11 protein-coding genes are annotated in these 13,850 nt (G+C 44.3%); 1 reads left to right on the top strand and 10 read right to left on the bottom strand.

All coding sequences use genetic code 11. The features are described from left to right. Positions 1–75: 75 nt before the first annotated feature. The 8 genes from ABHC48_RS02325 to ABHC48_RS02290 form a co-directional block, all read right to left on the bottom strand. Positions 76–1,146, bottom strand: coding sequence for an FAD:protein FMN transferase (locus ABHC48_RS02325; protein ID WP_195699944.1), 1,071 nt, complete (start codon positions 1,144–1,146; stop codon positions 76–78). After that, a complete protein-coding gene (locus tag ABHC48_RS02320) occupies positions 1,143–2,765 on the bottom strand; it encodes a response regulator (RefSeq protein WP_173770688.1) in 1,623 nt (540 codons plus the stop codon). The genes ABHC48_RS02325 and ABHC48_RS02320 overlap by 4 nt, the downstream gene beginning before the upstream one ends. Positions 2,766–3,198: 433 nt before the next feature. Continuing rightward, positions 3,199–4,209 (bottom strand): aldo/keto reductase, encoded by a 1,011-nt coding sequence (locus ABHC48_RS02315; RefSeq protein ID WP_118577756.1) that lies wholly within the window; start codon positions 4,207–4,209, stop codon positions 3,199–3,201. 88 nt (positions 4,210–4,297) lie between these two features. Beyond that, a complete protein-coding gene (gene pfkB / locus ABHC48_RS02310; RefSeq protein WP_195699945.1) occupies positions 4,298–5,227 on the bottom strand; it encodes a 1-phosphofructokinase in 930 nt (309 codons plus the stop codon). Between the two features lie 4 nt (positions 5,228–5,231). Further along, positions 5,232–6,281 carry a galactitol-1-phosphate 5-dehydrogenase gene (locus ABHC48_RS02305; RefSeq protein ID WP_148461180.1) on the bottom strand — a complete coding sequence of 350 codons (1,050 nt, stop codon included), beginning with the start codon at positions 6,279–6,281 and terminating at the stop codon, positions 5,232–5,234. A gap of 14 nt (positions 6,282–6,295) precedes the next feature. Then, complete coding sequence (xylB, locus tag ABHC48_RS02300; protein ID WP_173716632.1) at positions 6,296–7,810, bottom strand: xylulokinase; 1,515 nt, start codon at positions 7,808–7,810, stop codon at positions 6,296–6,298. After that, positions 7,807–8,814, bottom strand: coding sequence for a LacI family DNA-binding transcriptional regulator (locus ABHC48_RS02295; RefSeq protein WP_148461178.1), 1,008 nt, complete (start codon positions 8,812–8,814; stop codon positions 7,807–7,809). Before ABHC48_RS02295 ends, xylB begins: the two co-directional genes overlap by 4 nt. 11 nt (positions 8,815–8,825) lie before the next feature. Then, positions 8,826–9,674 carry a class II fructose-bisphosphate aldolase gene (locus tag ABHC48_RS02290; protein WP_173717930.1) on the bottom strand — a complete coding sequence of 283 codons (849 nt, stop codon included), beginning with the start codon at positions 9,672–9,674 and terminating at the stop codon, positions 8,826–8,828. A gap of 257 nt (positions 9,675–9,931) precedes the next feature. Between ABHC48_RS02290 and ABHC48_RS02285 the strand changes: the two genes are divergently transcribed. Continuing rightward, entirely contained in the window at positions 9,932–10,375 is a 444-nt protein-coding gene (locus ABHC48_RS02285; protein WP_118577760.1) for an RbsD/FucU domain-containing protein, read from the top strand. Positions 10,376–10,437: 62 nt separating this feature from the next. Here ABHC48_RS02285 and ABHC48_RS02280 read toward each other — a convergent pair whose 3' ends face one another. Further along, positions 10,438–11,640, bottom strand: coding sequence for a hypothetical protein (locus ABHC48_RS02280; protein ID WP_195699946.1), 1,203 nt, complete (start codon positions 11,638–11,640; stop codon positions 10,438–10,440). Between the two features lie 311 nt (positions 11,641–11,951). Continuing rightward, positions 11,952–13,748 carry an L-fucose isomerase gene (locus ABHC48_RS02275; RefSeq protein ID WP_118577763.1) on the bottom strand — a complete coding sequence of 599 codons (1,797 nt, stop codon included), beginning with the start codon at positions 13,746–13,748 and terminating at the stop codon, positions 11,952–11,954. Positions 13,749–13,850: the final 102 nt, after the last annotated feature.

The following is a 13,850-nucleotide window of genomic DNA, read 5'->3' as shown; positions in this document are numbered from 1 at the left end:
TATTTTTCATACCTTTCATTACTGATTTCTGCAGAAATAATTCACCTGCTGTCAACAACTCTTTTATAGCTGCAATTATTCACTTCCGGATTCAATCATTTCCAGATCACATTCTGTCTGAAAATTTTCCTTAAGATTCTCTGAAATATGAATCTTCCCATCATCTGTTACCAGGATCACATTGAATTCTTCCCTGCGCTGCCGCCAGAATTGACAAGCTTTCTCATAACCCATGATATAAAGAGCCGTGGACATTCCATCTGCAAGTGTACCATCCCTTGATACGATTGTCACAGACAGCAGATCTCCATCTGCCGGATATCCTGTCCTGGGATTGATGATATGAATATAGGTCTTCCCATCTTCTTCAAAATACCGCTCATAACCGCCAGAAGTAATTACGGCCTGATTTTCCACAGATAAAACACCAATATAATCCTGCTGTCCGCCTTTTGGATCACGTATTCCCACTTTCCAGCTGCTGCCGTCTGGCTTCGTCCCTATCGCCAGAATGTTTCCTCCAAGAGAAACCAATGCGGAAGAAACGCCATATTCCTGAAAAAGTTCTGCCAGCTTCTGCCCTGTATATCCTTTTGCAATTCCTCCAAAATCAATCTGCTGATCTGCTCCAAGCGTTACAAACTTTGCTTTTTCTTTGCTGTCCCTGCCCTTTTCATCAGAGTCCCGGGTCTGTATTTCTACTTTATTTCCATCCACCAGTGCCAGTTTTTTTTGTACTTCTGCAGCTGTAGGCACATGATAATTACCTGTGGGAAATCCCCATAGCTTCATCACCGGATAAATCGTATCGTCAAAAAGTCCGTCTGTCTCCTGATAAATCTCTTTTCCCCGGAGGATCAGTTCTGCCAGATCATCTGTTGCCTGCAGATTTCCCTGTTCGTTTAAGGCATATACTTCACTTTTACTGTTTTCTGCTGATAACATCGCATCCAGTTTCTGTACTTCTTCTATAGCTGCATCTACAGCTTTTTCGCTGTTTTTACCATATGCGGTAAACTCCATATAGGTGTCCATCGCAAACAGCTGCTTCTGGCATTTCTGATTCTGAACAAAATACCTGCTGCCTTCTGTAAGAATCAAAATTCCAATACATATGCCGGCTGCCGTCAGTACTTTTCTTTTCATATGGATCTTTTTTCCCTCGCATACTCGGTAGGAGTCTTACCTGTCATTTTCTTAAAAGAAATTCCAAAATAATGGGGATCTGAAAAGCCCACCTTCTCCGCAATCTCATAGTTCTTAAGTGCAGTCTGTTCCAGGAGTTCCTTTGCCTTTTCCATACGGGTCTTACTGAGGAATTCCAGGAAAGTGCCTCCTGTGGCTTCCTTAAAAATAGTACTGAAATAGCTTGTACCAATATTCAGATAGGAGCAGATATCATTCAATCCTAATTCCGGCTCATTGTAATGCTGGCGAATATATTCCATAGCAAGTACCGCCTGCTTCTGACCGCTGGAGCTGTTCAGGGAAGAGCACCTTTCGAATACCTCGTGAACATAGTCCTCTGCCATTTTAAAAGCTTCCTTAAAAGTTTTCTGTTCGGTTACCCGTCCCATGAGAATTTCTCTTTTGTGGAACAGATCTTCATTCTCAGAAGAAAGAGCTTCCCAGCAGCTTCCTGCATGGCGCAGAATCATCTGAAGGCAGACACAGGCCTGACTTTTATCCACTCTGGCCTTTTTGATCTCAGATTTCATAACAGAAAGAGCCTGATTCATCTCAGCTTCATTGCCTTTCTTGATTCCATCTACCATATCGCTTAATGGCTGCTGCAAAGAAATACTTCTCTCCGGATTCAGTGTTTCTGTATCAATGAGCAGATTTCCGCCCAGTAAATAGCGCAGTTCAATCGCCTTCTCAGCCTGGTTATGAGACTGGATCGTATCTCCGGGATTCCTTACCCAGCCCCCAATTCCTGCTGAAGCTTCAATGCCGATCACTTCTTTTACTTTTTTCTGGATTTCCTGACAGATTTCCTGTATTTCTCTGGAAAACTCCCTGCTGCGGTTTCCCATAAAGAGGATACACACCCGGTTATTTCCTTCCTGATAGGCAATTCCTGCATTACGATCTGTCACGATCTCATCTGCAACATTAAATAAAACAAAAGCCATTAATGCGCTCTCCTGGCGTTTTTCCATATCAATCTGATGAATATCGGAAAACAGATCCATGTCAAATAACGCAACCCGATAAGATGCTGCCTCCAGATTAATTCCCATTCCAGACAATTCCTCCAGGCTCTCCTGCACATCCCGAGTACAGCTTACCAGAGATTCAATCGCTTTCGAACGAATCACCAGAGCATTTTTGTGATAATCCTGAGATGTCTTTGTGAGGGATTCTATTTTCTTCTTTTCTTTTCTCTGCAGATCTACTTTTTCTTTCATTTTGCCAATAACTTCTCTGAGCTCCATAGCAGTTACCGGCTTCAGCATGTATTCGCTTACATTATACTGAATTGCTTTCTTTGCATATTCAAATTCCCCGAAGCCACTGAAGATCACAATTACGATCTCCGGGTAATTATCATGCAGAAAATGGCTCAGTTCCATTCCATCCATATACGGCATCAAAATATCTGTGAGAACAATATCTACCGGATGGCTCTTCACAAAATCTGCTGCCTGCTTTCCGTTTTCGCAGTCTCCTACAAGCTGGCAATCCATGGACTTCCAGTCAATATTCTCCTTTATGGCGTCACGTACCAGGATCTCATCATCTACAAGTAAAATTCGATACATAGTTTTCGCTTTCCCTTTCTATACACAGCATGTACCTCATCGGCTCCCCCCCGGTGCCTGTTTGCACATGGTATTCTATTAATTTCAGCTAAATATTATATTATCACATACCATAAAATCATGCAAACTAAACAAACAATTCCAGAGTGTGTTTAAAAAACATTGGTTACTGTTTACTAGTACATCGAAAATTAAGTATCTGCTATATTGACGCAGGATGATTTCTTCATATGCAAGGCGGAGGAAAGAGGCGTAGCGGTGGCTACGGCGACCGACGACAACGCAGCAGATGAAGAAATCAGACAAGTCAATATGGCAGTTACTTAATATTCGATGTACTAGTAACAAAAAAAGCTGCAAAGTTATAAGCATTATAAACCCTGCAGCTTTTCTGCTGTGTAAGATATTCAAAGAATCTTTGAAATTATAACCATTATTTTACAATCACTCCATCCTCATCCCAGAGATCGTGCCAGTCCTTTGCACCTTCCCACAGGAATACATGGCCTTTGATCAGACGGTTATTCTTATCAAGGGAACGGATGGTTTCCATCTCTTCTTCTGTCAGAGGATCTTCCGTGACACATTTCAGGTTCATGGTGTAATTCTTCTCTTTCAAAGAGAATGGAATTGGGGAAGCACCTCTCTGTACAGCCCATTTAATGCAGATAACTGCTGGATGTACACCATGTGCCGCTGCAATTGCTTTCAGCTCTGGCAGTTCAATATCCGCAATATCTTCTGGCATTTTATCACGTTCCGGACGTTCAGGAGAACCAATTGGGCAGAATCCTACCACTTCAATACCATGCGCTCTGCAATAATCAAACAGCTCCGGCTGCTGGAAGCATGGATGGAGCTCCATCTCGATCGCAGCTGGTTTAATTCTGCAAAGTGGAAGTACTGCCTCCAGTTTCGGGATTGTCATATTAGACATACCGATATGTTTCGTCAGACCCATATCTACCAGGCGCTCCATCTGGCGCCAGGTTTTCATAAAGCGCTCTACTGTAAACGGTTTGGAATCAGGATTTCTGGAATCCACATCACAATGTGGTGCATGATAGTTCGGGAATGGCCAGTGAACATAATACATATCCAGATAGTCAAGCTTCAGATCCTTTAAGGTCTTCGCACAGGCAATCAGTACATCTCCGTCACCATGCATATCGTTCCATACTTTGGAGGCAATAAAAAGTTCTTCTCTTTTTACAATACCTTCTGCAAATGCATCTGCGAAAATCTTTCCGATCATATCTTCATTTCCGTAACATGCAGCACAATCAAAAGAACGGTAACCTACGCGAAGTGCACCTGCAACAGAAGCAGAAACTGCGTCTGCATCTGCATGGTCACTTCCAAAAGTACCCATTCCAACAGCTGGCATCTTAGCGCCAGTATAAAGTGTTCTCTGCGGAACAATTGCCGGATCAATCATTGTCATTTTCTTATCCTCCTTAACATTTCTTTTGCACTATGGCTTTCAATTACAACGCAATTTACTTTCGCTTAATATCTTTTACTACATTTTCTTATAATTTAGTAACCTCAATCTGTGGAAGCAGTTTTTCCATATCTTCCATCACAAAAAATCCAGTCTCCTCGCGCATGGCTGCTGCCGCTGAAATAGCACTTGCCAGTTTCATTGTCTCAGGAAGTGAAAGTCTCCTGGATAAACCCAGTGCGAATCCTGCGATCATAGAATCTCCACACCCAACTGTGTTCACTGCATTTATTCTCGGAACCAGTGCACGGAAAATTCCTTCATTACCTACTGCAAGAGAACCGTCAGCTCCCAGGGAAACAGCTACGATTTCCACACCTTTTGCATGAATCTCTTTCGCCGCATCTATAATATCCTGAATATTATCACATTTCTTGCCTGTGAGCATGCGGATTTCATCAATATTGGGCTTGATCATAGTAGGTGCTGCTTCAATTCCCATTTCAAGAAGTTTGCCACTGGTATCCAGAATAACCGGAATTCCTGCCTCTTTTACAATCTTTATAAGTCGCTGATAAGCAGTTCCATCAAGTCCTTTCGGAACACTTCCTGACATTGCAACTACTTTCGCTTCTTTTACAAGATTACGGAATTTTTCCTCAAATCCGGCAAAATCCTCTTCTGTAAGGGTAAACCCAGGTTCCAGAAATTCTGTCTGAACTTTATTAACTTCATCCCAGATATTAATACAGGATCTGCTTTCTGCAGCTACATGATAAAAAGCACTTTTAATACCAAACGGCTTCAGTGCATTCTCAATATAAGCTCCTGCATAACCACCTACAAAACCTGTGGCAATCACCTCTGCTCCGTAAATTGAAGCCGGCTTGGATACATTCAGACCTTTTCCACCAGGAACATAAGTACATTCCTTTACACGATTCACTTCTCCAGTCTTAAAGTTATTTACCACATACCGCTTATCAATGGCTGCATTTAATGTTACTGTCAGTATCATATGCTCAATCCTCATTCGTCAGAAGAATCTTCCCCTTTACAAGACCAGGTGTCTTATAGAGCTGGAATGCTTCCTGAGCCTGACTCATTGGCATTTTGCGATAAATAAATCCCGGATCAAATTTCAGCTGACCGGTTGCAAAATAATGAGCTGTAAGATCCCACTCTTTGCCTGGGAACGGGGAACTATAGGACATCCAGGAGCCTGTAAGTTTGAATTCTTTACGATTCATATTCTCCCACTGCTTTGGTGTAAATGTAAGATCTGCATGAGGTGTTCCAATGAAGCATACGTGTGCCTTATTCGCAGCAAGTTCAAATGCCATATGCATAGTGGGAACCTGTCCGGCTGTTTCAAACACATATTCATAGCCCTTACCACCGGTAATTGCCATAGCCTCTTCCATATAATTCTCTTTGGTTGTATTGATAACTGCATCTGCGCCCATTCTCATGGCAAGATCCAGGCGTTCCTCACTAATATCAAATACGACAACCTTCTTGGAACCAAAGATCTTTGCCCACTGCATTGTGAATATGCCAATTGTTCCACATCCTAAAATTGCTACGCAGCGACCGCCCTGATAATCATTCTGAAGGAGTCCATGAAGAGCAACTGTGGATGGCTCGAACATTGCACCCTGTTCATAGGAAATAGACGGATCAAAAGGAATCGCATTCTGCTCTGGAATTACTACATAATCCGCATTACTTCCCTGCTGCCTGGAACCGATAAAACTGTAATGCTTACATAAGGAGAAGTTTCCATTCTGACAATCATCACACTTCATGCACGGAAGAAGCGGAGCCCCGGAAACGCGGTCGCCAACTTTCACCTTAGTGACCCCTTCGCCAACTTCTACTACATCACCAGAAAACTCATGTCCAAGAACGATAGGATAAAAATGAACACCATGATTCAATACTCGCGGAACATCAGAGCCACAAATGCCGGAAGCTTTTACTTTAATCTTTACCCAGCCTGGTTTTGCCTGCGGTTCTTCGATTTCCTGGTACTGTACATCCTCGTTTGCAACTACAACTGCTGCTTTCATCTTGAAATACCTCCTTACTTCCGTACCATCATAGCTTTCAGAGATTCATATAAATCCCTATATGTACGGTATGTCTTATTATAAACTTCTTTATTCTCAGGATTGGGCTCATGGCGTCTTGTCTCTTTCACTGTCATGGAAACCGCTTCCTCGTAATCTTTATAAAATCCAACTCCTACGCCAGCCAGGATTGCAGCACCTAATGTGGTTGCTGTATCGGAAGCAGGGACCACCACTGCCTTGCCTGTCACATCAGCCTTAATCTGAGTCCAGAGAAGGGAATTGGCTGAACCTCCCATAGCACGAAGAACTTCTGCTTTAGCACCTGCTGCTTCAGCCACCTCCAGATTATGGCGCAGGGAAAATGCTACGCCCTCCATACAGGCTCTTACCATGTGTCCCTTGGTCTTAGCAAAATCAAGTCCATAGAAAACGCCTTTGGCGTATGGATTCCAGACAGGGGATCTCTCCCCGGACATATATGGAAGGAACACAACGCCTTCACTTCCGGCTGGTACTGCCTCGGCAATTTCATTCAGTTGTTCCAGAGAGGATTTCCCGGTATCCGCCTTGCGGCTCCTCTCATAAGCTGCAAATTCTCTCTCAAACCAGCGCATGACACCGCCGCCTCCGGTAGTTCCTCCCTGAAGAAGCCACTTGCCTGGCACTACGTGATATCCTAAGATCAGACTTGGATCTGCTTTGTATGTATCTGTGCAGATGCTCATGCCACCAGCCTGTCCACCCTGCTCCTGGGTCTCCCCCGGATGGATCACACCTGCACCAAGTGTCCCACAGGCTGCATCCAGACCGCCGGCCACTACAGGAGTTCCGACAGTCAGTCCACTCTGGGCTGCCGCCTCTTCCGTCACAGTTCCCACTACCTTATCGCACGCAACAATCTCCGGAAGAAAATCCACAGGAATTCCCAGTTTCTCACACATCACTTCATCCCAGGTACCAGTACGCATATCAAAGCAATGCAGGCCATATCCCTGTGAAAGATCCTGTGTGATGGCACCAGTCAGTCTGTAAGCAATAAAGCTGTTTGATTGAAGGATCTTGTAAATCTTATTATATACTTCAGGCATATTCTCCTTATACCAGAGAATCTTCGCTGTGGTATAAGAAGGCTGAAGAGAATTACCTGCAACATTGAAAATATTCTCACTGCCGATTTCATTATTGAGTCTGTCGCAGATTTCCTGGGCTCTTGTATCCATCCAGATAGGTGTATCTGTCAGAACATTTCCCTCATGGTCAATGGCAATAGCCGACCAGCTCTGCCCATCAATTCCCACTCCGGCAATCTGCTCTCCTGAAATATTACCTGTCTCCAGGCATTCGCAAATAGCGCCGCAAACCGCATGCCACCATTCATCCGGCTTCTGCTGCGCCCATCCCTCATGAGGATAATAAACAGGGTAATCCCCATTGGCGGAAGCCATCACCTTTCCGTTCTTGTTAAATATGGCAACCTTGCACGCGCTGGTTCCAATATCAATTCCTAATAAATAGTCTTTGCTCATCCTTGTCTCCTTATGGATTTCCCCATAAAAATATCAGTCTGAAGTTTCCGTACAATATGGTCAGGAAGCTCATCTCTTCCTTCAAGCCGTTCCAGCATGATCTGTGCTGTTTCCCTTGCAATTTTCTCTGTGGGCTGTGAAACAATGGTAAGTGCAGGTCTGCATGCACGGGCAAAAGGCAGATTGTCAAATCCCACCAGGGAAATCTCCTCTGGCATGGATACCCCCATCTCGTTAAGCCCGATCACTGCCCCCATAGTCATCTCATAGTTCGTCACAAAAACAGCTGTCATATCCGGATTCTCTTTCAACAGCTCTTCTACTGCCTGAACCCCTCCCTGGATCGTGTAATCACCATGACAGATCAGCTTTTCATCAACCGCAATTCCATGAGCCTTAAGTGCTTTCATATATCCTAACATACGCTGTCTGGCAGTGAATACCTCATCCGGTCCACCGATCAGACCAATCTTCTGATGCTGTTCTTCTACCAGCATGCCAACAGCCTTCTCAGCTGCATTTACATTATCCACCAGCACACAGTCGCAGGATATTCCCTGGATCATACGGTCGATAAGCACAATGGGTTTACCTGTTTTCTGAAATTCATTCAGATGGGCTCCAGTCATATCTACCGGCATATTGATAATTCCATCCACACGTTTCCGGGTAAGGAAATCCACTGCTTCTTTTTCAAGCTTCTTATCTGTTCTGCAGTCACAGACAATCGCTGCATATCCATGGCTTCGGAGGATATCCTCCATTCCACTGATGATTTCTGCGCAGAAAACATTGTTCAGCTCTGGAATCACAACCCCCACTGTCTTGGTCGCATTGGTCTTCAGACCGCGGGCAACTTCATTTACTTCGTAATGTAATTCTTCGATGGCTTCTTCGATCTTGATACGGTTCTTCTCTCTTACATTCCCCCCATTGAAATAAGAGGAAATCGTTGCCAGACCAAGTCCTGTCCGTCTGGCAATATCTTTCATCGTCGCTGCCATAAATCAGCCTCTTACTCAGCCTTTCCGTCACAGCCGCAAACTTTCATACGGGCCATTACAAGCTCTTTCACAGCTGCAATTCCAGCCTTGCCATATGCCTTAGGATCAAATACCTTCTCATCCTCAAGTGTCTCTCTGACAGCCTTGGAGTATGCTGCACGAAGCTCGGTGGCAAAATTAACCTTACAGATTCCTCTCTTTACGCAATCCATAACATCCTCATCGCTAAGGCCGGAAGCGCCATGAAGAACCAGAGGAATATCTACAACTTCACGAATTTCACTTAAACGCTCCTTATCAAGAACAGGAGTTCCCACATAGAAGCCATGTGCTGTGCCGATTGCTACCGCAAGAGAAGTAACGCCGGTGCGCTCTACAAATTCTCTGGCTTCCTGTGGATCGGTATTGGTATCTGCAACTGCAACCAGGTCGTCTTCCTTACCACCTACCTTACCAAGTTCTGCCTCGCATGGGATTCCCATAGAAGCTGCTACGTCAGCCACCTTCTTGCTCACCTCAATGTTTCCTTCATAATCCAGCTTAGAACCGTCAATCATCACGGAAGTATATCCAGCCTTCAGAGCCTTCATCGCAAGATCAAAACTACTGCCATGGTCAAGGTGCAGGCAAACCGGAACGGAAGCCTTTGCAGCTTCTGCTGCAACGATTGCCTGATAGGTCTCAAGAGTGCCATATTTAATAGTAGATGGAGTAGTCTGGATCATAACAGGTGCTTTCAACTCCTCAGCTGCCTGAATGATAGCTTTCACCATCTCCATATTCTCTGCATTAAATGCACCCACTGCGTAACCTCCCTGCTGAGCCTTCAACAACATTTCCTTAGATGTAACAAGTGGCATATTCTCCTCCTTCTGCCTGCTGATACAGGCTGTGAATCTTCTGTTTTCAAGAAACCGAAACGTTTCTGTTTTAGTTCATATTAACTCTTTTCCAAATGTCTGTCAACCGTAAATATTTCATCTTTTTGCGTAAAATTTTACCTTGAAAAATCCAGAAAAGAAAGGTAACTTATAGAGTAGAATATTTTCGGAACCGGTATCAGTTTTTTTAGATTACTGTGCCAGATTTCTGAGAAAGAACGAAGGGAGAATATATTATGTTAAAAGGAATTCCAGAAATACTTTCACCACAGCTTTTAAAAGTTTTATGCGAGATGGGACACAGCGACCGCATCGTTATCGCGGACGGCAACTTCCCAGTAGAATCAATGGGTAAAGATGCAATTGTTGTTCGCTGCGACGGACATGGAGTTCCAGAACTTCTGGACGCTATCCTTACTGTTATCCCTCTTGATTCTTATGTAGAGAAACCAGTTACCCTGATGGAAGTTATGCCTGGCGATCCGGTAAAAACTCCAATCTGGGATACATACAAAGAGATTGTTTCCAAACATGATGAACGTGGCGCCGAGGCAGTTGGAAATATCGAGCGTTTCGCATTTTATGAAGAGGCAAAGAAAGCATATTGTATTATCGCTACAGGTGAGAAAGCTGTTTACGCAAACGTTATGCTTCAGAAAGGTGTTGTTATCAACAAATAATTTTTTATTTCAGCTAAAAAGCTCCGTCGGATTCCCGGCGGAGCTTTTATTATTCATGTTTATTATGATTCACTATTTTTTCCTTTTTTCTTAAGGAGCCAGATTACCACTGCGATGCCAATGATAATAACTACAACCAGAATCCAGATAACAGAATTCATTCCTTTATCTGTGCTCTCCACATTTTCGCTGGACGCTTTCTGTTCTGCACTTTCTGAAGGAGCAACTGTTACTGTTGCCTCTTCTGTAGGCGCAATAGTCACACTTGGCTCCGGGGTGGGAGTACTTGTCTCTGTTGGTTCCGGAGTAGGAGTACTTGTCTCAGTCGGCTCCGGGGTAGGAGTGCTCGCCTCAGTTGGTTCCGGGACAGGAGTGCTCGCTTCAGTCGGCTCAGGGGCAGGAGTACTTGTCTCAGTTGGCTCTGAAGCTGCAGTTGCTTTCTTAGTCGGTTCCGGAGCAGGAGTACTCGTCTCAGTTGGCTTCGGAGCAGGAGTACTTGTCTTCTCAGGCTTCGGGGTAGGAGTGCCTGTTGGCTCTGCCTCCGCATCACCGATATCTTTGCCTTCGGTACCTGCTTTTCCAACTTCAGAAGTATTCTCTCCAGCCTGAACAGATTGGGAACCGTCTTCTGCTTCTTTCTCATTTTCAGGAACAAGTTCTACTGTACTCTCTTCCGTATTGGTGGCTTCTGCAATATTTACCCAGCCAGAAACATCACCAGCCTCTGTGTGTCCCCAGATACCATCTTTACCAGTATCTACTTCTGTATCAATATATAACTTCTCACCATTCGCTATATTACAGCCTCCGGAAACTGTGCCGTACTTTTTTCCAGGTCCTTTATACAGGCAAACGGAACCGTCTTCCTTAGCATTGACTGTAATACTGTAATTCGCATCCTTGCTTCCGTATAAGGCAAGCTCTGATGCCACTGCCTCGGCAAGAGTAGCCGGCTTCAGATAATTCTCTTCCAGGAAACCAAACATGCCATGAAGCTGAGCATATACCCATACCTTTCCAGCTTCATCTGTGGTCTCTCCTTCTACATGGATCGCAGTTCCATTAGGAATCAGCTCATCATTCAGCTTCGGGCTGGAAGCATCTGCCTCTGAATACATGTCAACACCGCCATCAGGCGATTCTACAATCATATAGTAATCTGTTTTATAATCAACCTGCTGTGTCTTTCCTGCATCTGCAAAAACTCCCACAGTCATGCAAAAAGTAAGAAGCACAGCCAGCAACATTCCCAGCTTTTTCTTCATATATATCCTCTTTTCCCTCTTATATACATTTTCTGTTTTTCATTGTAACACACCAGGAAAAACTTGCAACCATTTTTCTCATATTTTCCCATTATTTTACAGCAACAGTTACTATTCACCGGTAATGTTCCGCGAGGTGTTTTTATAAACAATTTCACAGAAAAATCGGGAATCCGGGCGTGAAATCATGCGAATGTATGTCCGATAAAGAGCCCCAGACAATAAAAGAGCGAGACAAAAGTCCCGCTCTCTCAGCTTTCCTTCATTGTCCTGGGGGAGTGAAAGAAAGCAGTTAAATTATAAAAAGCTAATTATTTATAAAGAGGTCCATAGTTCTTGCAAGCTCTGAAATCTGCACCTTCTTTATCCATTCCAAATGCATTCCAAGCTGCCGGACGATAGATATCTTTCTCCGGAACGTTATGCATGGATACCGGGATACGAAGCATAGAGCACATTGTGATCAGGTCAGCTCCGATATGTCCGTAGGAGATAGCACCGTGGTTAGCTCCCCAGTTGTTCATTACATCATAAGCTGTCTTGAACGGTCCCTCTTTGCCATCGCATCTTGGAGCAAACCATGTACATGGCCATGTGTAGTCTGTACGTTTCCAAAGTTTGTCAGATACTTCTGCTGGAAGAGCAACTGTCCATCCTTCAGCAATCTGCAGAACCGGTCCAAGTCCTTTAACAAGGTTCAAACGGATCATTGTTGCAGGCATCTGAGCTTTTGTTTCATAACGGCTGGAGTATCCGCCTCCACGGAAGTATCCGTTGTCAGCCATACACCATTCAGTGTTTTCCATGATAGCTTTCTGGTCTTCTTCTGTGATATCCCACCACTGTTTCATAACAGCATTGCCGTTTTCATCTTTAGCTTCGCCGTTAGCGTCAAGGCAAGCAGCACCGGAGTTGATCAGGTGAAGGAATCCGCCAGCTTCTTTAGCTACGCCTTCAAGGTCATATCCTGTAGCTTTCTTAACAGCCTCTGGGCTCCAGTATGTACGAACATCAGCGAAGATCTGAGCTCTGTTTGTAAGAAGTTTCATGAACATCATTCCAAGTCCGTTGAGAACGTCATTCTCTGTAGCGAGGATGTATGGCTCACGAGCTCCGTTCCAGTCGAAGGATGTGTTCAGCATAGCTTCTGCAAAGTCACCGTTTGGATAGAAATCTGTCCACTGTCTCTGTCCCTGGAAACCAGCTGCCAGAGCGTTGTGTCCGATTGCTTCCTCGGAGAATGCAGGATCAAGGTTATCGCAGCCGTTCATCAGCTCTTTGATGATAACTGCCATTTTAACTACGAACTCAAACTGCTCTTCTTTCTTCTCTGGGGAGAACTGCAGTTCTTCAGGGTTCTTGTCCCAACCAATCTTACAGGTCTCTTTCGCCCATTTGAGAGCTTTCTCAAATTCTGCGTGATCGTAGATGCCTTCTGTCATACGACGGATGATTTCTACCTCATCAACGGATTCAACACGCATTCCAAGATAGGATTCGATGAAATCGGAATCAATGATAGATCCGCCGATACCCATTGTAACGGAACCGATCTGCAGATAGGATTTGCCTCTCATGGAAGCAGCTGCAACTGCTGCACGTCCGAATCTGAGTAATTTCTCTTCAACGTCTGCCGGGATAGATGTGTCATCAGCTTCCTGAACATCATGTCCATAGATACCGAATGCCGGAAGACCTTTCTGTGCATGTGTAGCAAGAACGGATGCAAGGTAAACTGCTCCTGGTCTTTCTGTTCCGTTGAAGCCCCATACAGCTTTGATTGTCTGAGGATCCATATCCATTGTCTCTGCGCCATAGCACCAGCACGGTGTAACAGTAAGTGTGATGTCTACGCCTTCTTTACGGAATTTGTCAGCACATGCAGCACTTTCACCTACACGTCCGATTGTTGTATCAGCGATAACAACTTTAACAGGCTCACCGTTGGAATATCTCAGGTTTTCTTCAAAAAGTTTCGCAGCGGATTTAGCCATATTCATTGTCTGCTCTTCAAGAGATCCTCTGACATCGAGTGCTCCTCTACGTCCGTCGATTGTTGGTCTGATACCGATAACCGGATAGCTGCCTACTAATCTGCTCTTTGCCATGATTCATTACCTCCATAATAAATATATTCTTTTTTAAGAGGTTTCACTAAAAAACCTCCCTGTTTCCTATAGTTCATAGTATACAATTGCCAAACCGTAATT

The sequence above is a fragment of the Ruminococcus sp. 1001136sp1 genome (assembly GCF_039841815.1).
GTDB lineage: Bacteria > Bacillota > Clostridia > Lachnospirales > Lachnospiraceae > Blautia_A > Blautia_A faecis.
This window is presented reverse-complemented; position numbering and strand designations above follow the sequence as displayed.

Coding starts and splice junctions, on each gene's coding strand:
- ABHC48_RS02325 (WP_195699944.1), bottom strand. CDS start 1,146: ATGAAAAGAAAAGTACTGACGGCAGCCGGCATATGTATTGGAATTTTG.
- ABHC48_RS02320 (WP_173770688.1), bottom strand. CDS start 2,765: ATGTATCGAATTTTACTTGTAGATGATGAGATCCTGGTACGTGACGCC.
- ABHC48_RS02315 (WP_118577756.1), bottom strand. CDS start 4,209: ATGACAATGATTGATCCGGCAATTGTTCCGCAGAGAACACTTTATACT.
- pfkB (WP_195699945.1), bottom strand. CDS start 5,227: ATGATACTGACAGTAACATTAAATGCAGCCATTGATAAGCGGTATGTG.
- ABHC48_RS02305 (WP_148461180.1), bottom strand. CDS start 6,281: ATGAAAGCAGCAGTTGTAGTTGCAAACGAGGATGTACAGTACCAGGAA.
- xylB (WP_173716632.1), bottom strand. CDS start 7,810: ATGAGCAAAGACTATTTATTAGGAATTGATATTGGAACCAGCGCGTGC.
- ABHC48_RS02295 (WP_148461178.1), bottom strand. CDS start 8,814: ATGGCAGCGACGATGAAAGATATTGCCAGACGGACAGGACTTGGTCTG.
- ABHC48_RS02290 (WP_173717930.1), bottom strand. CDS start 9,674: ATGCCACTTGTTACATCTAAGGAAATGTTGTTGAAGGCTCAGCAGGGA.
- ABHC48_RS02285 (WP_118577760.1), top strand. CDS start 9,932: ATGTTAAAAGGAATTCCAGAAATACTTTCACCACAGCTTTTAAAAGTT.
- ABHC48_RS02280 (WP_195699946.1), bottom strand. CDS start 11,640: ATGAAGAAAAAGCTGGGAATGTTGCTGGCTGTGCTTCTTACTTTTTGC.
- ABHC48_RS02275 (WP_118577763.1), bottom strand. CDS start 13,748: ATGGCAAAGAGCAGATTAGTAGGCAGCTATCCGGTTATCGGTATCAGA.